Raw genomic sequence first — 26,044 nt, forward strand, 5'->3', positions numbered from 1 at the left:
GCAGTGACACGAAACCAGAACGAAGACAGAGGACTCAGATGACCTTCGACCCGAACGCCCCCCAGCAGCCGCTGGCAGTTCCGCAGTACGCGGCCCCGCAGCAGTACGCCGCCCCCGACGCGCCCCCGCAGTACGCGCCAGCGCCGATCCGACCGAACCCGTTCGCCGGTATCCCCGCCTCCGACTGGGCGCGCGACGGCGGAGCGCTGCTGTTGCTCCTGATCTCCCTGGCCCTGCCGTGGATGTTCAGCACCGACACCTACAACATGAGCGAGACGATCGGAGCGACCGGCCGAATCGAGGTCATCCTGATCACGCTGCTGTCGCTGTTCTCGCTCAGCCTCACCTACCTGCTGCGCGCCGGCGTCTTCGGGCCGGGCGTCGGGCTCGCCCAGATCTGGTTGATCCGACTATTGGTCAACGTGCCATACACGCTCCTCGTGCTGGGCTTCATTCTCGGTGACGCCTTCTCGAAGGATCAAACGACCGGGCTCGGCTACGCGGCTGCCTTCGGACTGGCCGGAGCCTTCTTGGCCGCGCAGCCCCGCGCCGCCGAACTGGTCGGCATCGTCGGTTACCACCCGATCGCGCGCCTGTGGCACCGCATCGTGATCGGGTACGGCGCCGTGGTGGCCTTGACCGCGCTGGGCGCGCTGGTTCTCGGACTGGTCGCGGCGACATCCGCCGAGGTCAACGCCGTTGTGCTGCTCACCGCGGTCCTGGCCGTTCTTACCGCCGCCGCCGCCGTACTGCTGCCGATCTATGGGATTATTCGAGGCAGCGCTATCTGGCTCACCGTCGGCCGCACGCTCGGCGGCATCGCCGTCGCCGTCATCACGATCGACGCCTTCACCGATTATTCTCTGTCGGTGGGCGGTATCGAGTCGCTCAGCTGGGGCGGCTACCCGCTCCTTCTGCTCGCCGGGCTGCTCGGCCTGGCCTCGGCGCCGGCGCTGCGCCTCGCCATGGTGCCGATCGAACCGATCGCCAAATGGTTCGGCGTGGCCTCGCTCACGCTCGTTCTCATCATCAGCGCCGCGGGTCTGAGCCTGCTGCTGGTCATCGCCAACCTCATCGGGAGTGGTACCGATACCGGTTCCACCGGTCTGAACATCGGTGCCACGATCGTGCTTTCCATCATCATTGTGGTGGCCATCATCGCCCGGACAACGCTGCGGTCGAACCCGGCCGGCAGCCAGTGGCTCGTGCTCGGGCTGACGAGCGTCATCACCGTGCTCGGTATCGTCTTCGTCGTGCTGCGCGCCCAGACACTCAGCGACGAGAACGTCGGCGAGCTCTATTCCTGGATGTTCGATGGCGCGGCGTACAGCTCCTTCTCGCTGATCATCCTCACAACCGCGGCGACGCTGAGCCTCGCCTTGGCCTTCGGACTGCCAGCCCTGGTGTTCTACTCGCTCACCGCCCCGGCCGCCGTTCGCGGCTACTTCAACCAGTACGGACCGGTTCGGGCCCAGGCTCAGGCCACCTACACCGGCTATGCGCCGGTTCGGCCGGTTGCGCCCGTTTCCGCGGTTCCGCCGGTTCCGCCGACCCCGCAAGCGGATGCCGCTGCGCCGGTCGCGCAGGCGCCGGCCGCTGCGGCAACCGCGACTCCGGCCGCCTTCGTTGCGCCCGTTGCGCCCGCAGCACCCGCAACGGCTGCGCCGGTCGGGCCGCCGGTACCCCCGATTGTGCCGCCGGCTCCTCCCGCACCGGTCGGAGCGGCAGTTGCAGCGCCCGTTGACGTGCCCGTCGCAGCTCCCAGCGCGGCCAGCCTCGCGGCCGGCGACCCGGCCACCTCGGCCGCCGAGCTCTACGACTTGGCGCAGAAGCACCCGGAGGTCTGGCCTCAACTCGCGGGCAACCCGAGTACCTACCTCGACCTGCTTACCTGGTTGGCGCAGTCGCCCGAGCCGCTCGTGCAGCAGGCGCTGCGCGCCCGCGGCCTCTAGCTCCAAGCGCAGCAGCACACCAGGCCCAGCGCTCCACCGAGTGCTGGGCCGGTAACCCACTCACCCCAACCCGGAGCCAGCCCGTGAATCCCACGCTTATCGCCCCGCAGAACCTCGCAGCTGACCCTCAGAGCAGCCCGGAGCGGCTCGCCGAGCTCGCCCAGCAGCATCCGGAACTGCGGGAGATCATCGTGAACAACCCCGCGAGCGTTCCCGGGCTTCTCAGTACCGCCACAGTGGATGCCGCGGAATCTCGCAGGCAGAGATGTCGATGCCTGAAAGCACGGCCCTTTCAGGATGTGAAACGGGAGTGTCTCGTTAACGGTGTTTCCGGCGTTTTTCATTAGTAGGATTCTGCGTTCGGCCAGCGGTCTCGGAAGGTGATGGCGAAGGCGTTGAGAGCTGGCTTCCAGCGCATCGTCCATCGCTGTCGGCCGACCCCGGTCGGGTCGAGACTGCGAGTGACCAGATACAAGCATTTCAGAGCTGCTTGCTCGGTGGGGAAATGTCCTCGAGCTCGCACCGCTCGCCGGTATCGGGCGTTGAGCGACTCGATCGCATTGGTGGAGCAGATCACCTGGCGGATCTCGGGGTCGTAGGACAAGAACGGGGTGAACTCTTCCCACGCCGACTCCCACAACCTGGTGATCGCACCATATTTCTTGCCCCAGATCTCGGTCATTTCATCTAGTGCTGCGCGGGCGGCGTCGACGGTCGGAGCGCTGTAGATCGGCTTCACCGACCGTTTCACCGCTTCCCAGTCCTTCTTCGACGCGAGCTTGAACGTGTTCCGAATCAGATGAATGATGCAGGTCTGCACCGTCGTCAACGGCCACACGTTCCCGACGACATCGGGTAGTCCTTTCAGCCCGTCGCAGACCAGGAAGAACGTGTCGGTGACGCCGCGGTTTTTGATGTCGGTCAGGACAGACATCCAGAACTTGGCACCCTCACCGCCAGTGCCAGCCCAGAGCCCGAGGATGTCCTTGTCGCCGGCCAACGTCACGCCGATGGCCGCGTAAATGGGCCGGTTGGCGACCTGCCCGTCACGGATCTTCACGACGATCGCATCAATGAAAATCGCCGCGTAAACGCTCTCCAGAGGCCGGGACTGCCACGTTTGCATTTCCTCGACCACTTTGTCCGTGATGCGGGAGATGGTCTCTTTCGACACCTGGGCGCCATAGATCTGGTTGAAGTGAGCGCTGATTTCCCCGGTCGTGAGGCCGCGGGCATATAACGACAGCACGATCTCATCGACCCCGGTCAGGCGGCGATGTCGTTTCGGCACGATCACCGGAGTGAACGTGCCGTCCCGGTCACGGGGCACCTGGATTGTGACCGGCCCGGTCGTGGGGCTGATCACTGTTTTGGTGCGGGTTCCGTTGCGCACGTTCGAGTCGTCACGCTCGTCCGGGGCACGGTTCTTCTCGTGGCCGAGGTGCTCGGTCATTTCCTCGTTCAGCGCGGTCTCGAGGAAGGTTTTGGTGAACTGGCCCAGCAGCCCATTCGGACCGTCCAGGGTCAGGCCCTGCTCCTTAGCCAGGCGCACCCATTCCTTCGCCGCCACCGCCTCACGGGTGGGCTCATTTTTCGTCTTCTTCGTCACAGCATCAAGTGTCGTCATCACGGCACCTTTCCCGCCAGACCTAAGTCCGACGCGTCAGGCCGGAAACACCGTTTAAGAGACAGTCCCTGTGAAACCGAAACCTCTGGTGGACAGCGCGGTAGGTTTTAGCTGCGCCAGGGGGGTTCGGGGCTGGGGGTGTTGGCGCGGTGGCTGTGGGCGGGGCGCCAGGTTTGGGTGGGGTCCCAGAGCAGCGGGCCGCGCACCTGGGGCCGGCCGGCGATCATGCGAATTTCCCAACCATTTGTTTCAATGGTGTGGTGGTGGAACCAGCATAAAATTGTCCCGTTGTCGATGTTGGTCGGTCCGCCGTTCCGCCAGGGGATGACGTGGTGGGTTTCGGTCCAGCGGGCGGGGATGCTGCAGCCGGGGATGATGCAGCCTCCGTCTCGGGCGGCGATGGCGGCGCGTTGTTTGGCGGTGAAGCAGCGGACTGTGTCGCCGAGGTAGAGCACGTCGCCGGTGTCGCCGACGATGACTTTTTGGGCGCCGCCGGAGCAGATGGTCTCGTTCACTCGGCGCAGGCTGACGGGGGCTTCGATGCCGTCGATCCAGCCGACGCCGCGGTCGTTGTTGAGGTCGGCGGCGTTGACGTGGATCATGACGGTGGGGGCTGCGCCGCCCATGGTGGGGGTTTGGGGGTCGCGCGCGGCGGCTTGGAAGACGTCGCGGAGAATGTCGGCGCGTTTCTCACCCGCGGTGCGGCGGTCCCCGTCAAAGCGGAGGTCACCCTCAAACGGGTCGGCGCTGAACCGCTCGGTTTCGGTGTCGCGGCCATCGAGGCCGTCCAGCTCCGCGCTGCCGGCGCCGTCGGTGCTGTCGTCGAGGGATTCGGTGGGCACGAACATCGGGGTGCGTGACCGGGCCGATAGGTAGGTGTCGAAGAGGGTGTCCATGATGCCGCGCAGTTCCGGGGTGACGTTGGCGTGCACCGGGTAGAGCCCGTTGCGGAGCAGCCCGAACGTCAGCGTGCTCGTCGCCTCGGTCACGTCGTCGCTGGGGGCGGTGCCGTCGGGGTCGAGGCGGGCCTGCCACTCCATGGCCTGCGCCCGCAGCACGTCGGGCGCGAAGCGGATGCCCGCGCCGGGCAGCCCCACCGTTTCGGGGGTGATGGCTCCGGTGGCGGTGGCGACGAGGGCACGTTCAACCCGGTCGAGGTCGACCGGCAGGACCTTTCCCTGCAGCGCGGTGAGGGTGCTGGCGATGATCTCGGCCGATTCCACCCCGAGTTCCCCGCTGGTCAGGCCGTCGGCGATGACCGGGTACCGGGCCGGGACAGGCAGGCCCAGCGGGGTGCGTTCCACCGCGGTCTCGCCGAGTTTCAGGCGCCGTTTGGCTTCACGACTGGAGATGCCGGCGAGTTGGGTGATGAATTCGACCCGGTTGCGGCATCCGTTTTGGTAGGCCAGCGAGCCACTGCCGAGGTCGGTTTCGGCGCGCACACCGATGTCGGTGGTGGCGCGTAGCCTGGCACCATCAACCTTGCGGCCGAGCCCCTCCAACGCCGCGAGAACGGCAACAGCTTCAGTATCGTCGAGGTGACCAAATCGCACATCGTCGAACGCTGCCGCCAGAATGGCACCGGCCTGCGCCACCGCCTCGACGCGCGAACCCTGCGGCATCGAGCCGGCTGCGGCGGGCGGGGCGGTGAGGGTCATGGCGTCGGTGCCTCCTTCACCCACAATCATAGCCCAAATCAACCATTAACTCGAGCAAATCTCATAAATATACTGACTTAAGTTCAGAAGTTTCTTCCCACCGGCGCGAGCGAGTGAACGGTTGCTTCACGAGCGCCGAAGCAACCATTCACCCGCCTTCGTGGGGCGTAACCCAGCCGCGATAGAGGCGTAGCCACCCATTATGGGCAAAGTTACCCCCTGAACTGGGGTCGACAAAAGCAGAGGTAGCATCGGCGGGAATCGGTTCAGCCTTTACCCGCCGCGATAACGTAAAGAGTCAGTCTCGTGCCGCGACTGCGGTGTGCGTCCACAAGAGCACATTGAGATGACTGAGATCCGGGGGAGCAGCGCAGACGTGACCAGCCTGACCGAAATTCTGATCGTGCATGGACTGCTGCCGGTTGAGGGACTTGACACCGTACGGCTGAGCGATCGCGCCGACGAAGCCGCCGTGCGCAACCTGGTGGAATCAGGCACCATCAGCGAACTGCAGTTCGCCAAGGCACGCGCCGAGCAGAAAAATCTGCCGTTCGTCGAGCTGCTGGACTATCCGGTTGACCGGCTGGCCGTGGCCAAGGTGCCGGCCGCCGTCTGCCGCCGGGCCAATGTTTTGCCGATCGCCTTCGAAGACGGCCGCCTCGTGGTAGCCATGGTCAACCCCGGCGATGTGTTCGCCGTCGACGACGTGCGCGAGGCAGCGCGCATGCGGGTCAGCCCGGTTGTCGTTGAGCTGTCCGACCTGCAGGCGGCCATCGCCCGCTATCACCGCGCCGACAACGAATTGATCGACCTCAGCACCACGCTCACCGCAGACAGCGAAGAAACCGAGGAGCTGGCCGGTCCCAATGAAACGGATGACGCCGCTCCGATCGTGCGCTTCGTCAACCTGTTGGTCAGCCAGGCCATTCAAGACAAAGCCTCCGACATTCACATTGAACCCGGTGAGAACGATGTGCGCGTGCGCTACCGCATCGACGGTGTGCTGCACGAGATGCAACGAGCTCCGTCGACCATCGCCGGTGGCGTCATCTCGCGCATCAAGATTATGAGCGACCTCGACATCGCTGAGCGTCGCAAACCGCAGGACGGCCGCATGTCGGTGCACCACAACAAGCGCACCGTCGACCTGCGCGTGGCCGTTCTGCCTACGGTCTGGGGCGAGAAGGTCGTACTGCGAATTCTCGACAATGCCACCTCGTCGATGAGCATGGACGGCCTCAACCTGCTCACCGACAATTTCAACGAGTACGAGATGGCGTACACCAAGCCGTACGGCATGATCCTGGTCACCGGCCCGACCGGTTCGGGCAAGTCGACCACGCTCTACACGACCCTGCACGCCATCAACCGCCCGGAGATCAACGTCATCACCGTTGAAGACCCGGTGGAATACCGCATGCAAGGGGTCAACCAGGTGCAGGTGAACCGCAAGGCCGGCCTCACCTTCGCCGTTGCACTGCGTTCCATTCTGCGTGCCGATCCCGACGTCGTGCTGCTCGGGGAGATTCGAGATCAAGAGACTGCGAAGATCGCCATCGAGGCCTCGCTCACCGGTCACCTCGTGCTCTCAACCCTGCACACCAACGATGCTCCCAGCGCCATGACCCGACTGATCGAAATGGGCATCGAGCCGTTTCTGGTGGGTTCGGCACTCGACTGCGTCGTGGCGCAGCGGTTGGCCCGGCGCCTATGCGACCGCTGCAAGGTCCCCGACGATCGCACCGACCTGGCCTATCTGGGTTTTGTGGTCAATCCAACGGTGGGCTACATCTCGAACCGCTCATCGGTCATGCCGGATCTCGGTCCGGCCATCGACCCCACCACGACGGGCACGATCATCTACAAACCCGCCGGGTGTTCGAGCTGCTCGCAGACCGGCTACCGTGGGCGACTCGGCATTCACGAGGTCATGACGGTGTCCGAAGAGATCGAGCGGCTGACCGTGGCCCACGCCTCCAGCGCGCAGATCGGAGCCGCCGCACGCAAACAGGGAATGATCACCATGCGGGAAGACGGCTGGGCCAAGGTCGCCCTCGGGCTGACCTCGATCGACGAGGTGCTCCGTGTTGTTTCCTGATTTGCGGGATGCCTCGGTTCGCCCCCGATGGACCGCGCAGGTCCCGCAGTGAGATCGCCCGACTTCGGTTATGCCGTCCAGGAAGTCGATGACCAGCCAGCCTCCACCGTCGATATCCGTTCGAGGAGGCTTATGCGTTCCGAATCATCAGCCCAATTCAGCGCACCCACGCCCGATGCCGACCTGCTCAGGGCGCTCCGTCTCGTGCTGGACGAGGGAGCGAGCGACCTGCACGTTTCTGGCGGAGCACCGCCGAGCATCCGGGTGGACGGTTCTCTGCGGCCGATTCCCGGGTGGGAACGTTGGTCGCCGGAGAAGGTCGCTTCCGCTCTCAATAGCATTCTGTCGCCGGAGCAGCGCGAAGAATTCGACCAGGAACTCGAGCTCGATTTCGCCCACACGGTGGAGGGCACGCGTTTTCGCGTCAATTTCTACCAGCAGCGCAACACGGTCGGTGGTGCCTTTCGTCTCATTCCCAATGAGATCAAATCGTTGGCCGAGCTGGGCATTCCGGAATCGGTCGCGCGGTTCGCTCACCTTCCGCGCGGCCTCGTTCTGGTCACTGGTCCCACCGGCTCCGGCAAAACCACCACCCTGGCTGCAATGGTGGACCTGGTGAATCGCACCAGGGACGACCACATCGTCACGGTGGAAGACCCGATCGAGTTCATTCATGAGGCCAAGAAGTCCATGATCAGCCAACGCGAGGTGGGGCAGGACACGCACAGTTTCGCATCCGCTCTCAAACACGTGCTGCGCCAGGACCCCGACGTCATTCTGATCGGCGAGTTGCGCGACCTGGAGACGATCTCGGTGGCATTGACCGCCGCCGAGACCGGTCACCTCGTGTTCTCCACGCTGCACACTCAGGATGCCGCCCAGACCATCGACCGCATCATCGACGTTTTTCCACCGCACCAGCAGGCGCAGGTGCGCGCGCAGCTCGCCGCGACGCTGCGCGGCGTTGTCTGCCAAACTCTCGTGCGCAAGATCGGTGGTGGGCGTGTGGCCGCGACCGAGATTCTGGTGACCACGGCGGCCATCGCGAACCTGGTGAGGGAGGGCAAGACCCACCAGATTGCTTCTGCGCTGCAGTCGGGGCGCACCCTCGGCATGCACACTATGGACCAGCACCTGGCCGAACTCGTCGACGCTGGTCAGATCACCCGGCAGTCCGCCGAGGAGAAGGCCATGGACGTCGACGTGCTCAAGCAGCTCGTGCACCGGGTTGATCCCACGGACACCCCGGTGGGCGGCCTGAGTAATGGCGAAATTGACTTCAACGACTCGTTCTCGCCCGGAAGGCGCTAGATGTCCACCGAAAGCTCATTCAGCTATACCAGCAGGGACTCCCGCGACCGCGTGGTCAAGGGGCGCATGGACGCAGCGTCGGAGCGGGCAGCGCTGCTGCAACTGCGCACTATGGGGCTCTCGCCCATTTCGATCGCGCCGGCCCGTAAACTCACGGGTCTTCACGCAGATCTCAGTATTCCCGGGTTCAAGAAACAGATTTCGCTCAGCGATCTCTCGGTCATGAGTCGCCAGATGGCGACCATGACCGCGGCCGGGCTGTCGCTGCTGCGCACCCTCAATATCCTGTCGGAGCAGACCGAGAACAAGCAGCTGGCCCAGGTGCTCGCCGTCATCCGGAGCGACGTCGAGACCGGCGTCTCGCTCTCCGAAGCTTTTGACAAGCACGACGTGGTGTTTCCCCCGATCATGATCAATTTGGTGCGCGCGGGGGAAACGGGTGGTTTTCTCGAAGACGCCCTCAACTCCATCGCCGACAACTTCGAGAGCGAGGTGAAGCTGCGCGACACGATCAAGAGCGCCCTCGCCTACCCGGTGATCGTGCTGATCATGGCGCTGCTCGCCGTGGTGGGCATGCTCATCTTCATCGTTCCCGTCTTCGAGAAGATGTTCAAGGGTCTCGGCGGTGAACTGCCCACGGCCACCAAGGTGCTTGTCGTACTCTCCAACGGAATGGTCTGGGTGGCCCCGGTACTGCTCATCGCTGTGATCGTGTTCTCGGTCTGGTGGCGTAAGAACAAACACACCCTGGCCGTGCGCCGTGTTGTCGACCCGTTCAAGCTCAAGCTGCCGGTGTTCGGCAATCTGCTCACCAAGCTCGCCATTGCGCGGTTCAGCCGCAACTTCGCCACCATGATCGGTGCCGGCGTGCCCATTCTGCACTCGCTCAAGATTGTCGGCGAGACCTCGGGCAACTGGGTCATCGAGTCGGCGCTGGCCAAGGTGCAGGACTCGGTGAGCCAGGGCCGCTCCATTGCGGCGCCGCTGGCCCTGGAGCCGGTCTTTCCGGCCATGGTCACGCAGATGATCGCAGTGGGAGAGGATGCCGGCGCGCTCGAGACGATGCTCACCAAGATCGCCGACTTCTACGACCAGGAAGTTCAATCCACCACCGAGCAGCTCACCGCGCTCATCGAACCGCTCATGATCGCCGTCATCGGCGTGATCATCGGTGGCATGGTCGTGTCGTTGTATCTACCCATGTTCAGCGTTTTCGACTACGTCAAGTAGCCGGCGCGGCGGATTGCCCCCGTTTGGGCTGCACTCCTACTGGGGGTAGGCAGCCCCCCGAAAAAACAGGGGTCAGCCGCAGGGGTCAACCTAGGCTGAAAAGCGGGCAAGCCCACCGCTTTGCTCTCTCCAGAACCACGCAAAGGACACAGTCACATGAACCGCTTCTTCACGGCAGCCCTGGTCAACAAGCGCAAGGCCCTCGGCGAGAAGGAGAAGGGCTTCACGCTCATCGAGCTTCTCGTGGTGGTCCTCATCCTCGGTGTCCTCGCCGCGATCGCCATCCCGATCTACCTGAACCAGCAGGACGGTGCGAAGAACAACGCTGTGGCCGCTTCGATCACCAATGCGAAGACTGCGGTTGTTGCTGAGCTCGTCTCGGGAACGGCACTGGACAAGATAGTCATTGCTGACCTCAAGGACTTTACTTCGAATTTGGATATCTCCGTAAACCTGGACGTGACCGACGCAGCAACCAATCAGTTCAAGATCACGGGATCGTGGATTGATGACGGTAAGGGTGGCAGTCAGGTCGCAACATCAAAAAACCACGGGTTTGCGATCACTGCGACGACTCAAGCGACACCGATCGCCGCGATAGCTGACTGACCGACGCTGAGTGCGCGTATTCGCACATGCGACTCGGCCAGGATGTTCTTGCTGTCCTGGCCGGGTTGTGCGATTTTCATATGTAGAAAACCTGGAAAGGCACGATCGTGAAATCTCATTCAGACACCACGGCCGCCCTTCCCCGAGACGCCGGCTTCGGAATGATTGAAATTGTGGTTTCAATGCTCCTGATCTCCCTGCTCGCTATCGCATTTCTGCCGATGCTGGTCACGTCGCTACGGGTCTCAGCCTCAACTACCACTCTGGCCTCGGCCACCCAACTCGTCGCCGCACAGATGGAGGGACTTCGCGCTGCCGATCCCACCTGTGAAGCGGTCACCAAATATGCAGAAGACCTCAACCTTAATCCACCGGTTCTTGAGCGGCAGGGCGAAAAGCTGCGGCCACACATTGAAGTGGTTGGATGTCCGGTTGCTTCTCTTGACACCGTGTCCGTCGGCGTCTGGGTCGACGACTCGACGACCACGAGGCTCGTCCAAGCTACGACGCTCATTTTCGTCACCAGTTAGGCACGGATATGTCATCGACACACCAGGTCCCTCGCCAAGCAGGTTACACGCTCGTTGAACTGCTCATCTATTCGAGCCTCCTTGTACTCATTCTCACCGTGGTCGGCGGCATGCTGCTGAACACCATCACCTCCGAAGACAAGGTGATTGCGAGCGCCGACGCTAACGCGGTCAGTCAGCTCATCGCCTCATCCGTGCACTCCGGGGTGCGCAATGCCACAAAGGTTCAGGTCACAGAGACGACCGATACGGGTGATGCAACGGAAAACGACAACCAGCTTCTCTTGGTTACGTCGGTCAGCAGCGACGCTGCCAAGACGGCCGCCGCGCGGGTTTGCCAAGCGTGGTACTACACGGGAGTCAATGGTGGCGCTATGTACTACAAGCGTATGACTCCCCCCGAGCTCGTCGATGGCGGTACTGCAGTAAAGCCCTTCGATGGCGTTACTGCAGATTCGCTTGCTGGCGACGTTTCCGGCTGGACCCTTCTTGGCTCGGGATTGTCGGATACCGACGCTGACAGTCAACTCATCTTCATCGACTTAGGAAGCGACAACCCGTCGATCTCCCTCAATTTCGCGATCAACGCCGACGGCGACAGCAGCCCGGCCTTGATCTCCACCACGGTAACCAGTCGCCAGAGCACGGCATCGGATGGAACTCCATGTTTCTAATGAGCAAGACGCAACTCACTTGGGCCGCAGACCGCGGCAGTAGCATGCTCGCCGTGATCGGGCTCATGGCCGTCGCCGGAGTGGCCACCCTCGCGATCGCGGGATCCACGATGAATTCGATCGGCGTGAGCAGCGCCACCCGTGCGGGCGTGCAGGCCCAGGCGGCAGCCGAGGCGGGCATCGATGATGCCTTGCTAAAACTCAGGACTGCCCCCTGTAACGCAGCGACACTCGGCACATCTGCCCCATTGCCAGTCGCTAGGGTCACCATTTCGCACTGGCCCAGTGCGATCGGCAGCTGGGGCGAGGGATGCCCTGTTGGCGACGCCGTAAAGCAAGTCAAGATCGTATCCACCGGAAATGCCATTCAGAACGGTCAAGCCGGCAACTCCACGGGCGACACCCGCACGGTTGAGGTCGTGTACAACTACGAATCGAAAACCGTTGCAATACCCGCAATCGGGGCCGGCACCGCGATATATTCCTATGCGCTCGCGGGCATTGGCGGGTCTAGCAAACTATATTGGGACGGTCATCGCGCCACACCGAGCACTCTCATTGATCAAGCCGCGACCAGACCAGTTGTACAGGTGAAGACCGGTAATTCTACTTGCGCCTCTCCAACAGCTGCATCCTCAATTTTCGAGGCAGATTTTGTGGTCGAGGAAGGCACTTTCACCGCTGCAGGATCATGTCAAATTTATGGCAATGTCTGGGCGAAGCAAGACACGACGACAGATGGTTCGGCCATCCTCTGGGGGAATCTTGCGACGGCCGGACTTAGTACTGCGGGATCCTCACAGATCTACGGAAATGTCTGGGCGAGTTCGGATCCGGTGAAGTCTGGGACTTCCATCATCCATGGCACCGTTTCCGGGGCCGCGGCCGCACCACCCGCTCCCACGGTCCCCGACTGGGTTGACATCGCCCCATACGATGCGAAGACAAATGACTGGCCAGATCACGAAATCACAATCCTGAAGAAGAATAATGACTGCGATGTAGCTGCCATCGAGAAGGAGATAAAACAGTTCAAAAATCCAGGCAATCCGAACTATGAGGGATTAGGGATAATAGACGCGTCGATATGCGAAAATGGAATCAATTTAGACATCACGACCAAGACGCTCGAGCTACCCCGCGACCTTGTAATCTATGCCAAGAAATTCACAATGGGGCTTGATGGTCAGATAGGGTCCGACTCAGCGACGGTTAGAAAGCTCTGGCTAATCACCTCCGACGAAACTGTTGACAAAAAACCGACCTGTATCGACCAGCATGATGCTTCAGTGATCAGCAACTCCTTCATCGTCAAACCGACTGTCACGGCCATGTTGTATACACCCTGCGGAATCGTGCTTGGTGCTGGTGATCCACCCTCTGCCCAGTGGACTGGTCAGCTGTACGGCGGAAACGTAACCGTCACTGGTTCCGCCCAGCTCCGCTACGAGCCGGTCGGCATTCCCGGCACCGAAATTTTGGCTGGCGGCGCTCCGGGCCACGCCGCAAGGGAAGCCAAGCTCGGCGATCGCCTTTCGATTCGAGACCTCAATGGCTAGCACCATCGCCGGCGTGTTCGGCATCCTCGGAGCACTCATCGGCTCCTTTCTCAACGTGGTGATCTACCGCATACCGGCTGGCCGCTCCATCGTCTCGCCGCCGAGTTCGTGCGGCAGTTGCGGCGCGCGCATTCGGCCGTACGACAACATTCCGGTTCTGAGCTGGTTCGTGTTGCGCGGGGAATGTCGCGACTGCAAGGCGCCCATCTCGCCCCGCTACCCCATGATCGAACTCGGCACGGCGGTGTTCTTCGCGGTCGTCGCCCTCTGGGCGTTCTCATCCGCCGATTTTGGCTGGGCGGCCGTGACAACCACCACGAATACTCTGGTCACCCAGCTCATCGTGCTCGCGGCGTTTCTCTATCTGGCGGCGATCAGCGTTGCCCTGGCCATGATCGACCTCGACACGCACACGCTGCCGAACCGCATTCTGCTGCCGGCCTATCCGGTCGCGGCCGTACTGCTCGGGGCGGCTGCGCTCGTAGCTGGCGAGCCTGGCCGCCTGCTCACGGCCCTCGTCGGAGCTGGAGCGCTGTTCGGCCTCTACCTGGCCCTGGCACTGATCAGCCCCGGCGGCATGGGTCTCGGGGACGTGAAACTGGCCGGCCTGCTCGGTCTCTACCTGGGCTATCTGGGCTGGGCACCGCTCATCGTGGGCGCGTTCGGCGCCTTTTTGCTCGGCGGCGTGTTCGGACTCCTGCTACTACTGACCCGCAAAGCCAAGCGGCGCAGCAGCATCCCGTTCGGCCCGTGGATGCTGCTGGGCGCCTGGCTCGGTGCATTCTTGGGCGACCAGATAGCCATCGGCTACCTCACGCTGTACGGCCTCGCCTAACCGGTCGCTGCCGCCACGACCACTCGAACCGCTCCTCGACCACCGCTCACGAACCAAATTCTCACTGGGGGAAACATATGACTACACGTGTGGTCGGAATCGACATCGGCACCACTGCCGTGCGGGCCGTAGAAATGCGGGATGCCGAAACGGATCATCCCGTGCTGGTGCGCTGCCATGAAGAACCCCTGCCCTTCGGTGCGGTCAGCCGCGGCGAGGTGCTGGAACCGGCGGTCGTCGCGGCTGCGCTCAAGCGGATGTGGGTGAGCGGCGGCTTCACGACCAAAGACGTCGTGCTCGGCATGGGTTACCACCGAATGGTCGTACGCAACCTGACCGTGCCCAAGATGTCCCTGCGCCGCATTCGCGAATCGCTGCCCTTTCAGGTGCAAGACCTGCTGTCGTTTCCCACCGCCGAGGCGTTGCTCGACTTCTACCCCATTTCCGAGGTCGACAGCGACGGGGAATCGGGTCCACAAATCTCCGGGCTGCTGATCGCCGCCATGAAAGATGTCGTACAGTCGCACATCAAGGCCGCGAAGCTGGCCGGCCTGCACACCGTCACCGTCGACATCATGTCGTTCGCTCGCAGCCGGGCAATTCACCGTGCGGCGACCACCCCCGACGTGATCGTGCAGATCGATATCGGTGGCGGCTCCTCGAGCGTGCTCATCTCCTCGAACGGCGTGCCGCAGTTCGTACGCGTGATCCCCTCTGGCGGTAACCAGCTCACCAAGGCCCTGCGCGTGCGCCTCGGCATCGACGAGGAGGCGGCCGAGGTGCTGAAGAGGCGGCTGGGCCTGCCCGATGAGGCGGCACCCGAAGACGAGATAGCCGCCACGATCATTCGGGAGATCACCTCGGAACTGCTGGAGAGCCTGCGCAACACCGTTTCGTACTTCACTAATAACCGGCCAGAACTCCCGATCGACCGCATCGTACTCATGGGTGGTGGCGCCCGGCTCAACGGATTCGGGGCCGCGCTCAGCGAACTGACCCGTTTCCCGGTCGTTCCGGCCCAGCCCTACGGTGGGCTGGAACTTGGACCCGACGTCAATCAGGCGGACTTAGAGAATTCCGAGTGCACCTTTGTGGCCGCTCTGGGACTGGCGTTGGGGAGCAAAGCATGAAAAGGGCAACGGATGGCCATGAGCTGGTCCTCGGCGGTGAACCTCGCGCAGATCTGCTCCCCCCCGATCTGAAGGCCGCGCGCCAGGGAAAACTGCTCCGCCAAATCATGTCGATCGCGGCTGCCAGCGTCGTGCTCGTCGTCATCGCCGCTGTCGCAGCAGTGTCGTTTGAAGCGGCAGCCGCACAGTCCCAGCTCGACGTGGCCGAGGCGCGCACGACTGAACTGCAGATGGAGTCGGCAAAATACTCGGAGGTTCGCAGCGTTCAGAACCAGATCGATATGACTGCGGAAGCCCGAACAGTGGCCGCCGAAACCGAGATCGACTGGCGGGCCTATATGTTGGCCGTGCGGTCAAGTCTTCCCTCCGACGTCACTATTCAGGCGATCGCGATCAGCTCGGGTTCGCCCTGGCTGGAATACGAGCAGAGCGTCGTTCCCCTGTACAACCCGCGCGTTGCGAGCATGACGCTGAGCTTGACCAGCCCGACTCTTCCGGCGGTGCCTATGTGGCTGACGAATCTGCGAACACTGCCCGGCTACGCCGATGCCCACCCGGGCTCGGTGACGCGCACGGAGACGGGCCAGTACGTCGTCGAGATGGTCATCAATATCAATGAGGGTGCGCGATCCAACCGGATCGCTGGGGGGCAGTAAGACCATGACTCGCAACAGACTATTCGGTGCCGTGCTCATTTTGATCATTGGCGCTTCGGTCGTTCTTGGTGGGATGCTCGGTGTCGTGCCAAAACTGGACGAGATTCAGGCCGCGAACAGCCAGCGCACGGCGGTATCGGCGCAAAATGCGCAGCAGGAGGCCGACCTTATCGTTCTCAAGCGCAATTTCACCGGCATCGCCGAACTCCGCACCTACCTCTCCACCCTGCAAGACGCGGTCCCCGTTGATGCCGGGATCCCTGATTTTATCGGTGAGCTGGGCGTCATCGCCCGCCAGAATGCGGTAACACTGAATTCGCTCGACATCAGCGATGCGGTTGCTTTTCAACCCGTCGCAGTGCCGGCAGAGCAGAGTGCGACAACGGCAGAGACCGCCACGGCACCTGCAGCAGCCGCCACGCCAGCTACCGCGGCGGCGTCACAGCTCACCCCGGAGAACTACCTGGCTGTGACCGTGTCGATGACGATTGCCGGAGCCCACAGTAACCTCTTCGACTTCGTGGCTGGCCTGCAACACGGCCAGCGCAGCATCGCGATTTCCACGCTGGCGACCGACACCGGTGAGGGATCGGTCGAGAAGACGATGACCATTACCGGCACGATCTACGTGTTGCTGGATCCCTCCGGTGTTACCGGCGCCAAGTAACCGCAATCCATACGAAAGCCCCCGATGCCCTGAGCACCGGGGGCTTTCGTGCGCCTGCCAGCGACTACCGGGGCCGAGCCTGTACCAGCCCGCAGACCCCCAGATCGCGGGACTATCGCCGCACCGCGAGCCTCAATAGCGTTGCGCCTTACGTAGACCTCTCGCGAACAAGACTTACCCTCTGGCTCCATTCTCGCGAGGCCTGCCTCGACCGTGTGCCGCACCCTCGGCATCCGCTCGTGAACGACCCGCACGGCCGTACCTGTTCCGCGGCAATCAGTACCCGACACTTGCTCTGCGAAAAGGATTCACTATGGACGACCCGAAAATCTCTGCGCTGTTCGACCACACCGAGTCGCCAGACGGCGGCTTCGTGCTTGCCGCCCTGCCGGGATTCACCCCGGTCTCGGCCTCTGCCGCAGTGAACGCCACCCACCGCGACGAAATTCGGGTGCTGCCCACGAACCGCCGGCACCGAGTCGCGCTTCGCAGCGTTCCCGGCGATCGCATTCTGCGCAGCGTCGACCCGGCCGACCCCGACGTGCTCGGCACGCCTGACCTCGACCTGATCGAGGCGCTCACCGAGGTTGTGCTCCGCCAGGCTTCCGACCTGCACGTCGCCGTCGCGGCGCCGCCGAGCATCCGCCGTGACGGTGATCTGGGCCCGGTGGGCATCGGCCCGGCCTGGTCGCGCCAGAAAGCAGACCTCGCGATCCGGAGCATTCTCACCCGGGTCCAGCAGGCCAGCTTCGACCGCGACCACGAACTCGACTTCGCATACACCCTAGAGGACTCCGCGGTCACCGGCACCTCCAGCCGCTTCCGCGTCAACGTGCACCAGCAGCGGGGCGCCGTCGGCGCGGTCTTTCGGCTCATTCCGAGCGAGATCAAAGACCTCAAGGCCCTCGGGATTCCGCAATCGGTCGCCAAATTCGCCGGGCTGCCCCGCGGTCTGGTGCTCGTGGCCGGGCCTACCGGCTCTGGCAAGTCCACCACCCTGGCCGCCCTCGTCGACCTCGTGAACAGCACCAGGGCCGATCACATCGTCACCGTGGAAGACCCGATCGAGTTTCTGCACGCGCACAAGAAGTCAATCGTGACCCAACGCGAGGTGGGGCACGACACGGCGAGTTTCGCATCCGCTTTGAAGCACGTGCTTCGGCAGGACCCCGACGTGATTCTCATCGGTGAGCTGCGTGACCTCGAGACCATTCAGGTGGCGCTGACCGCCGCCGAGACCGGCCACCTCGTGTTCGCGACCCTGCACACGCAGAGTGCGGCCCAGACGATCGACCGCATTATCGACGTGTTTCCGCCGCACCAGCAGAACCAGGTGCGGGCGCAGCTCGCCCAGACCCTGCAGGGCGTGGTCTGCCAGACCCTGGTGAAGTGGGCGAACGGCTCCGGCCGGGTGGCCGCCACCGAGGTGCTCGTGACCACGCCGGCCATTGCCAACCTCATTCGCGAGGGCAAGACACACCAGATCGAATCCATGATGCAGACCGGCCGGGACAAGGGCATGCACACCATGGACCAGCACCTCGCCGAACTGGTCAACACCGGCCAGATCGCCCGCACGGCGGCGCTCGCCAAGGCCCACGATGTCGTCGGGGTCGAGTTGCTGATTCACCGCACCGAATCGGTGGGCAGCGGGAGCTTCGCCTTCGCCGGCGCGAGCGGATACAGCGGCGGCGGCACAGAAGCAGGCGGCCGCTACGACACCGGCCGCGATGCCGACTACAACGCCGGGTTCGCCCGCGCGGTCCTCTGATGCCGGAGACACTGGTCTTCAGCTACACCGGCCGTGACACCCGGGGTAAGAACGTGAAAGGGCGCGTCGACGCGCTCAATTCGGGGCAGGTTGCCGCCAGACTCAACTCGCAGGGCATCGCGCCGGTGTCGATCGTGGAGGCCCCGCCGGCAACCGGCCTGGCGCGGTCCATCTCGCTGCCGGTCTTTTCGCGCGGGGTCAGCCTGAAAGACCTCGCCATCATGAGTCGGCAGTTCGCGACCATGATCTCAGCCGGGCTCTCGCTGCTGCGGGCGCTGCGCATCCTCACCGAGCAGACCGAGAGCAAGCCTCTCGCGGCTGTGCTCACTCTGGTGCGGGACGACGTCGAGGCCGGGCAGTCGATCTCGGAGGCGCTCGCGCAGCATCCGCTGGCTTTCCCGCCGATCATGGTCAACATGGTGCGGGCGGGGGAGACCGGCGGTTTTCTCGACCGGGCCCTCGGCTCGATCGCCGAGAACTTCGAGAAGGAGGTCAAACTGCGCGGCACCATCAAGTCGGCCATGACCTACCCGGTGATCGTGCTCTCGATGTCGGTCGCCGCCGTGGCGATCATGCTGATCTTCATCGTGCCCATTTTTCAGGACATGTTCGCCGGGCTCGGCGGCGCGCTGCCTCTGCCCACTCAGCTGCTCGTGTCGATGTCGGAGTCGATGATCTACATTGTGCCGATCGTTCTCGTGGCCGGCATCGCCTTCGCCCTGTGGTGGCGCCGCAACAAACACACCGACCAGGTACGCCGGGTGCTCGACCCGCTGCGGCTGAAGGTTCCGGTGTTCGGCCCCCTGCAGAAGAAGATCTCTGTAGCGAGGTTCAGCCGCAACTTCGCCAATATGCTCGGCGCCGGCGTGCCCATTCTGCAGGCCCTCAAGATCGTGGGGGAGACCAGCGGCAACTGGGCCATCGAAAACGCCCTGACCCAGGTGGCCGAGGGCGTGCGCCGCGGCCAGTCGATTTCGGAGCCGCTGCAGGAGCACTCGATCTTTCCGGCCATGGTCACCCAGATGATCGCCGTGGGAGAGGATGCCGGCACGCTCGAGTTGATGCTCGACAAGATCGCCGACTTCTACGACCAGGAGGTGCAGGCGGCCACCGAGCAGCTCACCGCCATGATTGAGCCGCTGCTGATCGCCTTTCTCGGCGTCGTCATCGGCGGCATGGTGATCGCCCTCTATCTGCCCATCTTCAGCATTGCCAGCATGATCAAGTAGCCCTGTAGCTGTCAGCTGACCCCGCTTCGGTGGTGCATTTGGCGCGCGCGCAGACAGACCGGTCTATCCCTTCTGGGTGCCCTTCCTTGTGGGGGTGGGTAAAACCCCAAATCACCCTCGAATGTGGGTCGTGCGCGAGAAAATCTCGCCCCTAATCTGAAGCTCCGATCGCACCCTCGATCGGAAGAACCACAGCATCACGAGTCCTTACCCGGCTCGCTCTCGCACGGCCCACTCCAACCCGAATGGACACACCATGATTACTCGCCTGCTCGCTTCCCTCAACCTGCGCCGCGCACGCTTCACCGAGAACCAGAGAGGGTTCACGCTGATCGAGCTGCTCGTCGTCGTGATCATCATCGGAATTCTCGCGGCCATCGCCATCCCGGTCTACCTGGGTGTGCAGAACAACGCCAAAGACGCCAGCGTCAAGAGCGACCTCGCCAACGCCAAGACCGCCATCATGGCGCTGCAGACCGAATCTGGTGCGCCGATCGCCACCGCGACGCTCGGCAGCATCGCCGGCATCGTGAACTACGGCTACACCAAGAGCAGCAACACGAGCTCGATCAACTACGTGCACACCGGTGCGGCTACCGACTCCACCTTCTGCATCGGTGCCACCGGCTCGACCGGAGCGAAGTTCTACGTCTCCGAGTCCAGCACAATCCTCAAGGTTGACACCGTGAACCTCGGCACCGGCTGCTCCTTCTAGTCGCACCGGTACCGGCGTGAGCCGGGGTGGGCCTTCGGGTCGCCCCGGCCGCGCGGTTCTGTTTCAACCCCACACCTCGCGAAGGAGGCTCGTGTGAACACTCTGCTCCGTCACCTCGGCCGCCGCCTCGCCCGCAGTAACGCCGGCGTTGAGGCCGGCATCAGCCTCATTGAAGTTCTCGTGGCCATGCTGATCTTCGCCATCATCGCCGTCGGCGTTGGCTACGGCATCGTCACCTCGCTCTACCTCAGCAACGACGCCCGCTCTCGCGAGGTCGCCACCAACCTGGCCGCCCAGGAGATCGACCTGGCCCGATCGGCTCCCAACGTCTTCGAGGTGCTCGCCCGCACCAGCACCGTGGTGCAGAACGGTACTACTTTCAGTGTGCACCGCTCCACCGACTGGGAAACCTCCACCGGCGCCGACGGTAACTGCGGTTCCGGTGGCGGTCAGCTGCGTTACCGCCACCTCAACGTCACCGTCACCTGGAACAGCATGCGCGCCACAACCCCCGTCGTACGCGCCGACAGCGCGCTCGCCCCGGGCAGCCGCATCAACGACCCGGCGCTCGGCACCATCCTCGTCTCCGTGCTCACCGCCTCCGGCAGCGGCGCCGCCGGCGTGGCCATTTCCGCCGTGCCGAACGCGGTGCCGAACGGTGCCCAAACTCTTTCTGTCGCCCCACCGGCAACGGATGCTCAGGGCTGCAGCTACCTGCTCAAGGTCAAGCCCGGCACCTATGACGTCAGCGCCATGCGCCCGAACTTCGTCGACAAGAACCAGGCGGCCGTCTCGGTGATGACGGTGGGCGTTGCGGCCGGCGGGGCGGCATCCGTTTCGTTCGCCTACGATCTCGCCGGCACCGTTACAACCAACTACGCCACCAACATCAGCACTGGAATGACCCTGCTGCCGACTGATCTGCACACCACCTGGCGCAGCACCTATGCCGCGTACACTCCGTTGAATCCCAGCGTCAGCACGACCCAAACCTTTCGGCTACACCCCTTCGCCTCCGGCTACCAGGTTTTCGGCGGCAGCTATGTTGCGCCCACTCCCACCGCCACGCCGCCCTCGCTCGGCTGCGTGGCGGTCGACCCCGCCGCATGGACCACGCCCGCCCCCGACGGCGCAATTGGCCCGGCGGCGGCGCAGGTCGCGACGCTGCCCGGCGGCACCGCCATCGTAGACGTTCCGCTCGGCGTGTTCACCGTCACTGGCCTGGCCGGGCAGTATCTGCGGGCGGTGTCCCAACCCGCCGGTGCCGCACAGGGCGACCCGGGCTGCGCGCTGGGTACCGTCTACACCTTCGGGCCGGTTCCGGCCGGGGCTACGGCGCAGTTCGCCCTGCCTTTCGGCTCGTTCGCTCTCTCCTCTGGTCCCAGCAGCGGCACGGCGGTCGTCCCGGTGACCGCGTTAAACGCGGCCCTCCTTACACGGGGCAGCGTCGGTCTCGTGCTCACCCTCGATCCGCGTCTGGTCGTGGCCCCGTGACGCGCTGGCAGCTGCTGCGGGCAGGCAAACGGGAGAGCGGGCTCTCCCTCGTTGAACTGCTCGTCTCGATGGTGCTGCTCGGCGTGCTTCTGACCATGATCTCCGGACTGTACATTTCTGCGACCCGGTCGCTCGATCAGGCCAAGTCGCTCGGCAGTAATACCCGACAGGTGTCCAACGGCATGAACCAGGTGGCCCGGGTCATTCGCGCGGCCACGGCGAACCCCGTGGCGGGGCATCCGCTCACCGATCCAGCGCTCGAGCAAGCGACCGCGGAAGCGCTTACGCTGTACGCCTACGTCAACCTCGGCATGTCGGCGCAGCGACCGGTAAAGATCCAGCTGGCGGTCGACGCCGACCGGCGCCTGATCGAGACCCGGTGGGCCTCGATCGCGCTCGCCGGCGGATTCTTCACCTTCGAAACGACCCCCCAGTCGACGCGCATCCTCGCCGAGTCCGTCGCGCCGAGTGGCACCGCGTTGTTTCGCTACCTGGACAGCGCCGGAGTGCCTGTGGCCAGCGCCGGTGCTTTCACGGCCACCGAGCTGCGGAGCATTGCCGCCATTTCGGTGAATCTCACCGTGCAGGCCAGCGTGACAGATGCCCGCTCTGTGGTCACCCTGCAGAATACCGTGGGTATGCCCAACGTCAGCCTCTCGCGGGTGAACCCCTGATGCTGGTCACCCTCCTGCGCAACCTGCGACCGTGCGCCCCGGCCGAGCCCAAGGAGAACGAGAACGAGCGCGGAGCCGCCCTGCTCATCGTGATCGGTATGGGCCTGCTACTGCTCACGCTCGTCGCCACCGCGATGACATTTTCGGTGAGCGGATCGGTCAAGGCCCAGACGGACCAGAGCTGGAACGGAGCGATGGCGGCGGCCTATGCCGGGGTCGCCGAATATGAAAGCCGCCTGGCCAACGACAACACCTACTATCATTACGGCAACTCGGCCGCCGCCTTCAGCGCCGGAAGCACGCTGACTCCTCCCTCGGTGCCCAATCCCGCGTTCGCCGTGGGAGCGGCGGGCGGTTGGGGTAGCGTTGCAGGCAGCGGCGGCACGGCCAGCTACCGGTACGAGGTCGACAACTCCGCCTATTCCGCCTCGGGCGTTCTGCGCATCCGCTCCACCGGCCGGGTAGGCACCGCCACCCGTAGCATCGTTGCCAACCTGCGCCAGGACGGGTTCATTGACTACCTCTATTTCACGATCTATGAGATTCAGGATCCGGAGCAGAGCGGCCTGACCGCCTGCGCCGACACGTACGCCTGGGCGGGCCGCTCAGTACCCTGTAGCGATATCGCCTTCGGCGGCGGCGACGTCCTGAACGGTCCGGCGCACTCCAACGACACCATCCGCATCTGTGATGCCACGTTCAACGGGCTGGTCACCACCGGCAGTCCGGGTCCGACCGGGTCGAATTACCTCAAACAGAACTCGAACGGCGGCGCCTGCTCCGGTCAAGTATTCAACGGCGGCGAGCCGACGAACAGTCCGGTCGTCGCGATGCCGGCTACCAACATGCAGCTCAAGCAGGAAACCCGAACCGACGCCGGTGTCGACGCTCCGGGCTGCCTGTACACCGGACCGACCAGCATCGTGGTGAACAGCGATGGCACCATGACCATCCGTTCGCCGTGGACCAAAAAAACCCGCATCGTCGGGGACCCGGCGACGTCGGGCAGCACACCGGCGGCCTGCGGCCTACCGGGAATGGCTAATGGCCAGCTCGGCTCGACGGCCGGCGCCACCGTCCCGGTGCTGAACGCAAACCTGGTCTTCGTGCAAAGCGTTCCAGGCATCATCACTGATCCGAACTATACGAGCAGTACCGTCTGGCCGAGCGGCCAAAGCGCGGCCACCTGCTCCGTCGGCAACGGTATCGGCTTTCCCGTGACGCATGAAACCGCGCCAAGTGCCCGGTCCTATGACTGCCGCAAGGGTGATGCCTTCGTCAAGGGAACCCTGGACGGCACGATGACGATCGCCACCGACAACTTTCTCTACGTCACCGGCGACATCATTTATTCGGATGCCTCCACCGACGTGCTCGGGCTGGTCGCGCAGAACGCCATCTGGGTCTGGAACCCCTACTGCGACAGTACGCATGGGGTGATTTGCCCGGGGGTCGGTCTCGGTGCAGGCGGTGCCATCCTGCCGGACAATCGGCGCATCGACGCGGCCATGCTCTCGCTCGACCACACCATTCAGGTGCAGAACTACGACCGCGGCGGCGTGCAGGGAACGCTCACCATCAACGGTTCCCTCGCACAGAAGTACCGCGGGATCGTGCGCTCCGGCAGCAACGGCTACATCAAGAATTACATTTACGATCCGCGCTTTCGCTACATTGCGCCGCCCAAATTCCTCTCGCCAGTGTCGGCCCATTACAGCGTGAACCTGCTGGTCGAAGTGAGTTCGGCGTTCACCGCGCGGGGTGCGACGGTTCCGTAGTGACCGGCCGCGCCCAGCATCCACTCGTCAGTTCACCCGTCACTATATATAAGGAGCATTCCTCGTGGCCCAGAGCGTCGTAGGAATAGACATCGGCACCGCGCACCTGCGTGCCGTCGAGGTTCGAAACCCCGCCAAGACCCGGCCCACCGTGCTGCGCTACCACGAGGTGCCGCTGCCGAGCGGCGCGGTGAGCGGCGGTGAGGTACTCGAGCCGCACACTGTCGCGGCTGCGCTGAAATCCCTGTGGTCGACGGGCGGGTTTCGCTCCCGCCAGGTCGTGCTCGGCATGGGAAACCAGCGGGTACTGGCCCGCGACCTGAGCGTGCCCAAAATGTCGCTCGCCCGCATTCGCCAGTCCCTGCCCTTCGAGGTGCAGGACCTGCTACCGGTGCCCGTCGCTGACGCCCTGCTCGATTTCTATCCCATTTCGGAATCCACCACCGAGCACGGCCCCACCGTGAACGGGCTGCTCATCGCAGCGGTCAAGGCCGCGGTGGTCGCCAACGTGTCAGCGGTCCGGCTGGCCGGCCTGACCACCATCGACGTCGACCTGATTCCGTTCGCGGTGAGCCGCCTGCTGGTCACCCGACCTGGCATCGACGGCGTCGTCGCGGTGATCGACCTCGGTGCCACGACCACGAGCGTGGTCATCACCCGGCAGGGCGTGCCGCAGTTCGTGCGCATCATCCCCACCGGTGGCGACGACGTCACGCAGGCCGTCGCCACCGGCCTGAAGACGGATGCCGCCACCGCCGACCTCCTCAAACGTCGCGTCGGGCTGCTGGCCCGCGCTGCCGCCGACGCCCGTCACGGTGCTCCCCGAAACGAGGTCCCGTTCGACGGCGTCATCGCCGGGGGAACAGACCCGATTGACCAGGTCGGCGCCACCATCATTGCGGAGGTCATGAACGATCAGCTCGGCAGCGTGGTCAACACCCTCAACTACTATGCCAACACGCGGCCCAGTGACCCGGTGACCGCGATCGTGCTCAGCGGCGGAGGAGCCCAGATGCCGGGGCTGCCGGAGGCCGTGTCGAAACTGACCCGCCTGGGGGTGTCCACCGGGGATCCGCTGTCGACGGTGGGGCTGGCATCCGCTATTGATGCGGAGGGGCTGCGCCTCGGCAGCTCCGCCTACACCGTGGCCCTTGGACTCGCGCTCGGGCGTGCAGCATGAAGCGCCAGGCGAAAGACGACCTGCTGGTCATCGGCGGCGACCAGCGGCTGGACTTGCTCCCGCCCGAGGTGCGCGCCGAACGTCGCGGCCAGCAGCAACGTCGACGGCTGACCGTCGGTGTGGTCGGGGTGACGGTGGTCGTCGCCCTGCTCGTCGGTTCGGCGAGCGCACTCGCGTACACGGCCCAGCTGAATCTGGCGGGCGAGCAGGCCCGCACGGCGACCCTGTTGACCGAGCAGAGCCAATATTTTGCCGTGCGAACGCTGCAGAATCAGGTCACGCTCACCGAGGCGGCGCAGCGGGTGGGAGCTTCCACCGAGATCGACTGGAAGACCTACCTCGACGCCGTGCAGAACACCCTGCCGCGCAGCGTGGCGATCACCAGCGTGCAGATCGATTCGGCCACACCGCTCGCCGCCTACACCCAGGCGACGGCTCCGTTGCAGGGATCACGGGTGGCCACGGTGTCGTTCACCGCCACGAGTACTGTGCTTCCTGATATTCCGGCCTGGCTGACCGCCCTCGGCCGACTCGACGGCTTCGCCGATGCCCTTCCCGGCTCGGTCGCCCTCGATCGGACCACGGGCATTTACACGGTCACCATCTCCATGCATATCAACGACTCCGCCTTCGCGCACCGTTTCGACCCGACCGAAAAGAAGTAGCC

General features: G+C 64.1%; 23 protein-coding genes. 21 read left to right on the top strand and 2 right to left on the bottom strand.

The features are described 5' to 3' along the window. Positions 1-38 precede the first annotated feature (38 nt). Both QMF22_RS00740 and QMF22_RS17425 read left to right on the top strand, forming a co-directional pair. Positions 39-1,952: a DUF7937 domain-containing protein gene (locus QMF22_RS00740; protein WP_283449300.1), complete on the top strand. Its 1,914-nt coding sequence runs from the start codon at positions 39-41 to the stop codon at positions 1,950-1,952. 83 nt (positions 1,953-2,035) lie between these two features. Beyond that, positions 2,036-2,299, top strand: a complete 264-nt coding sequence (locus QMF22_RS17425) for a variant leucine-rich repeat-containing protein (protein ID WP_502846889.1) — start codon at positions 2,036-2,038, stop codon at positions 2,297-2,299. On the opposite strand, the gene QMF22_RS00745 is transcribed toward QMF22_RS17425, so the two are convergent. Together QMF22_RS00745 and QMF22_RS00750 are read right to left on the bottom strand one after the other, a co-directional pair. Then, on the bottom strand, positions 2,296-3,582 hold the full coding sequence (locus QMF22_RS00745) for an IS256 family transposase (RefSeq protein ID WP_283449302.1): 1,287 nt from the start codon (positions 3,580-3,582) through the stop codon (positions 2,296-2,298). The two genes, QMF22_RS17425 and QMF22_RS00745, sit on opposite strands and share 4 nt — an antisense overlap. 104 nt (positions 3,583-3,686) lie before the next feature. Then, positions 3,687-5,237 (bottom strand): HNH endonuclease signature motif containing protein, encoded by a 1,551-nt coding sequence (locus tag QMF22_RS00750; RefSeq protein ID WP_283449304.1) that lies wholly within the window; start codon positions 5,235-5,237, stop codon positions 3,687-3,689. A 376-nt stretch (positions 5,238-5,613) separates the two neighbouring features. Here QMF22_RS00750 and QMF22_RS00755 point away from each other — a divergent pair, with 376 nt between their 5' ends. The 19 genes from QMF22_RS00755 to QMF22_RS00845 all read left to right on the top strand — a co-directional run bounded on the left by QMF22_RS00755 (position 5,614) and on the right by QMF22_RS00845 (position 26,042). Then, on the top strand, positions 5,614-7,335 hold the full coding sequence (locus QMF22_RS00755; RefSeq protein WP_502846900.1) for a GspE/PulE family protein: 1,722 nt from the start codon (positions 5,614-5,616) through the stop codon (positions 7,333-7,335). A gap of 132 nt (positions 7,336-7,467) precedes the next feature. Continuing rightward, on the top strand, positions 7,468-8,646 hold the full coding sequence (locus QMF22_RS00760) for a type IV pilus twitching motility protein PilT (RefSeq protein ID WP_283449310.1): 1,179 nt from the start codon (positions 7,468-7,470) through the stop codon (positions 8,644-8,646). Continuing rightward, a complete protein-coding gene (locus QMF22_RS00765; protein ID WP_283449312.1) occupies positions 8,647-9,876 on the top strand; it encodes a type II secretion system F family protein in 1,230 nt (409 codons plus the stop codon). Positions 9,877-10,032: 156 nt separating this feature from the next. Further along, complete coding sequence (locus QMF22_RS00770) at positions 10,033-10,485, top strand: prepilin-type N-terminal cleavage/methylation domain-containing protein (RefSeq protein ID WP_283449314.1); 453 nt, start codon at positions 10,033-10,035, stop codon at positions 10,483-10,485. A gap of 107 nt (positions 10,486-10,592) precedes the next feature. Next, positions 10,593-11,015: a type IV pilus modification PilV family protein gene (locus QMF22_RS00775; RefSeq protein WP_283449315.1), complete on the top strand. Its 423-nt coding sequence runs from the start codon at positions 10,593-10,595 to the stop codon at positions 11,013-11,015. Between the two features lie 8 nt (positions 11,016-11,023). Then, positions 11,024-11,689, top strand: a complete 666-nt coding sequence (locus tag QMF22_RS00780; protein WP_283449317.1) for a type II secretion system protein — start codon at positions 11,024-11,026, stop codon at positions 11,687-11,689. Beyond that, entirely contained in the window at positions 11,689-13,248 is a 1,560-nt protein-coding gene (locus QMF22_RS00785) for a hypothetical protein (RefSeq protein ID WP_283449319.1), read from the top strand. The genes QMF22_RS00780 and QMF22_RS00785 overlap by 1 nt, the downstream gene beginning before the upstream one ends. Beyond that, on the top strand, positions 13,241-14,083 hold the full coding sequence (locus tag QMF22_RS00790) for a prepilin peptidase (protein WP_283449321.1): 843 nt from the start codon (positions 13,241-13,243) through the stop codon (positions 14,081-14,083). The genes QMF22_RS00785 and QMF22_RS00790 overlap by 8 nt, the downstream gene beginning before the upstream one ends. A gap of 77 nt (positions 14,084-14,160) precedes the next feature. Continuing rightward, entirely contained in the window at positions 14,161-15,213 is a 1,053-nt protein-coding gene (gene pilM / locus QMF22_RS00795; RefSeq protein WP_283449323.1) for a type IV pilus assembly protein PilM, read from the top strand. Beyond that, a complete protein-coding gene (locus QMF22_RS00800; RefSeq protein WP_283449325.1) occupies positions 15,210-15,869 on the top strand; it encodes a hypothetical protein in 660 nt (219 codons plus the stop codon). The genes pilM (QMF22_RS00795) and QMF22_RS00800 overlap by 4 nt, the downstream gene beginning before the upstream one ends. A gap of 73 nt (positions 15,870-15,942) precedes the next feature. Next, positions 15,943-16,536, top strand: a complete 594-nt coding sequence (locus QMF22_RS00805; protein WP_283449327.1) for a hypothetical protein — start codon at positions 15,943-15,945, stop codon at positions 16,534-16,536. A 313-nt stretch (positions 16,537-16,849) separates the two neighbouring features. Continuing rightward, positions 16,850-18,307, top strand: coding sequence for a type IV pilus twitching motility protein PilT (locus tag QMF22_RS00810; RefSeq protein WP_283449329.1), 1,458 nt, complete (start codon positions 16,850-16,852; stop codon positions 18,305-18,307). Then, entirely contained in the window at positions 18,307-19,536 is a 1,230-nt protein-coding gene (locus tag QMF22_RS00815; protein WP_283449332.1) for a type II secretion system F family protein, read from the top strand. The genes QMF22_RS00810 and QMF22_RS00815 overlap by 1 nt, the downstream gene beginning before the upstream one ends. 256 nt (positions 19,537-19,792) lie before the next feature. Further along, positions 19,793-20,251 carry a type II secretion system protein gene (locus QMF22_RS17345; protein WP_349357061.1) on the top strand — a complete coding sequence of 153 codons (459 nt, stop codon included), beginning with the start codon at positions 19,793-19,795 and terminating at the stop codon, positions 20,249-20,251. 93 nt (positions 20,252-20,344) lie between these two features. Continuing rightward, positions 20,345-21,745, top strand: coding sequence for a type IV pilus modification PilV family protein (locus tag QMF22_RS00825; protein ID WP_283449334.1), 1,401 nt, complete (start codon positions 20,345-20,347; stop codon positions 21,743-21,745). Further along, entirely contained in the window at positions 21,742-22,419 is a 678-nt protein-coding gene (locus QMF22_RS00830; protein ID WP_283449336.1) for a PulJ/GspJ family protein, read from the top strand. The genes QMF22_RS00825 and QMF22_RS00830 overlap by 4 nt, the downstream gene beginning before the upstream one ends. Continuing rightward, positions 22,419-24,197 (top strand): hypothetical protein, encoded by a 1,779-nt coding sequence (locus tag QMF22_RS00835; protein ID WP_283449338.1) that lies wholly within the window; start codon positions 22,419-22,421, stop codon positions 24,195-24,197. Before QMF22_RS00830 ends, QMF22_RS00835 begins: the two co-directional genes overlap by 1 nt. Before the next feature lie 64 nt (positions 24,198-24,261). Next, on the top strand, positions 24,262-25,377 hold the full coding sequence (gene pilM / locus QMF22_RS00840) for a type IV pilus assembly protein PilM (protein WP_283449340.1): 1,116 nt from the start codon (positions 24,262-24,264) through the stop codon (positions 25,375-25,377). Then, the gene (locus QMF22_RS00845) at positions 25,374-26,042 is read left to right on the top strand and encodes a hypothetical protein (protein ID WP_283449342.1); all 669 of its coding nucleotides are present in this window, start codon (positions 25,374-25,376) and stop codon (positions 26,040-26,042) included. Before pilM (QMF22_RS00840) ends, QMF22_RS00845 begins: the two co-directional genes overlap by 4 nt. Positions 26,043-26,044: the final 2 nt, after the last annotated feature.

The sequence above is a fragment of the Cryobacterium sp. PH31-L1 genome (genome assembly GCF_030063145.1).
GTDB lineage: Bacteria > Actinomycetota > Actinomycetes > Actinomycetales > Microbacteriaceae > Cryobacterium.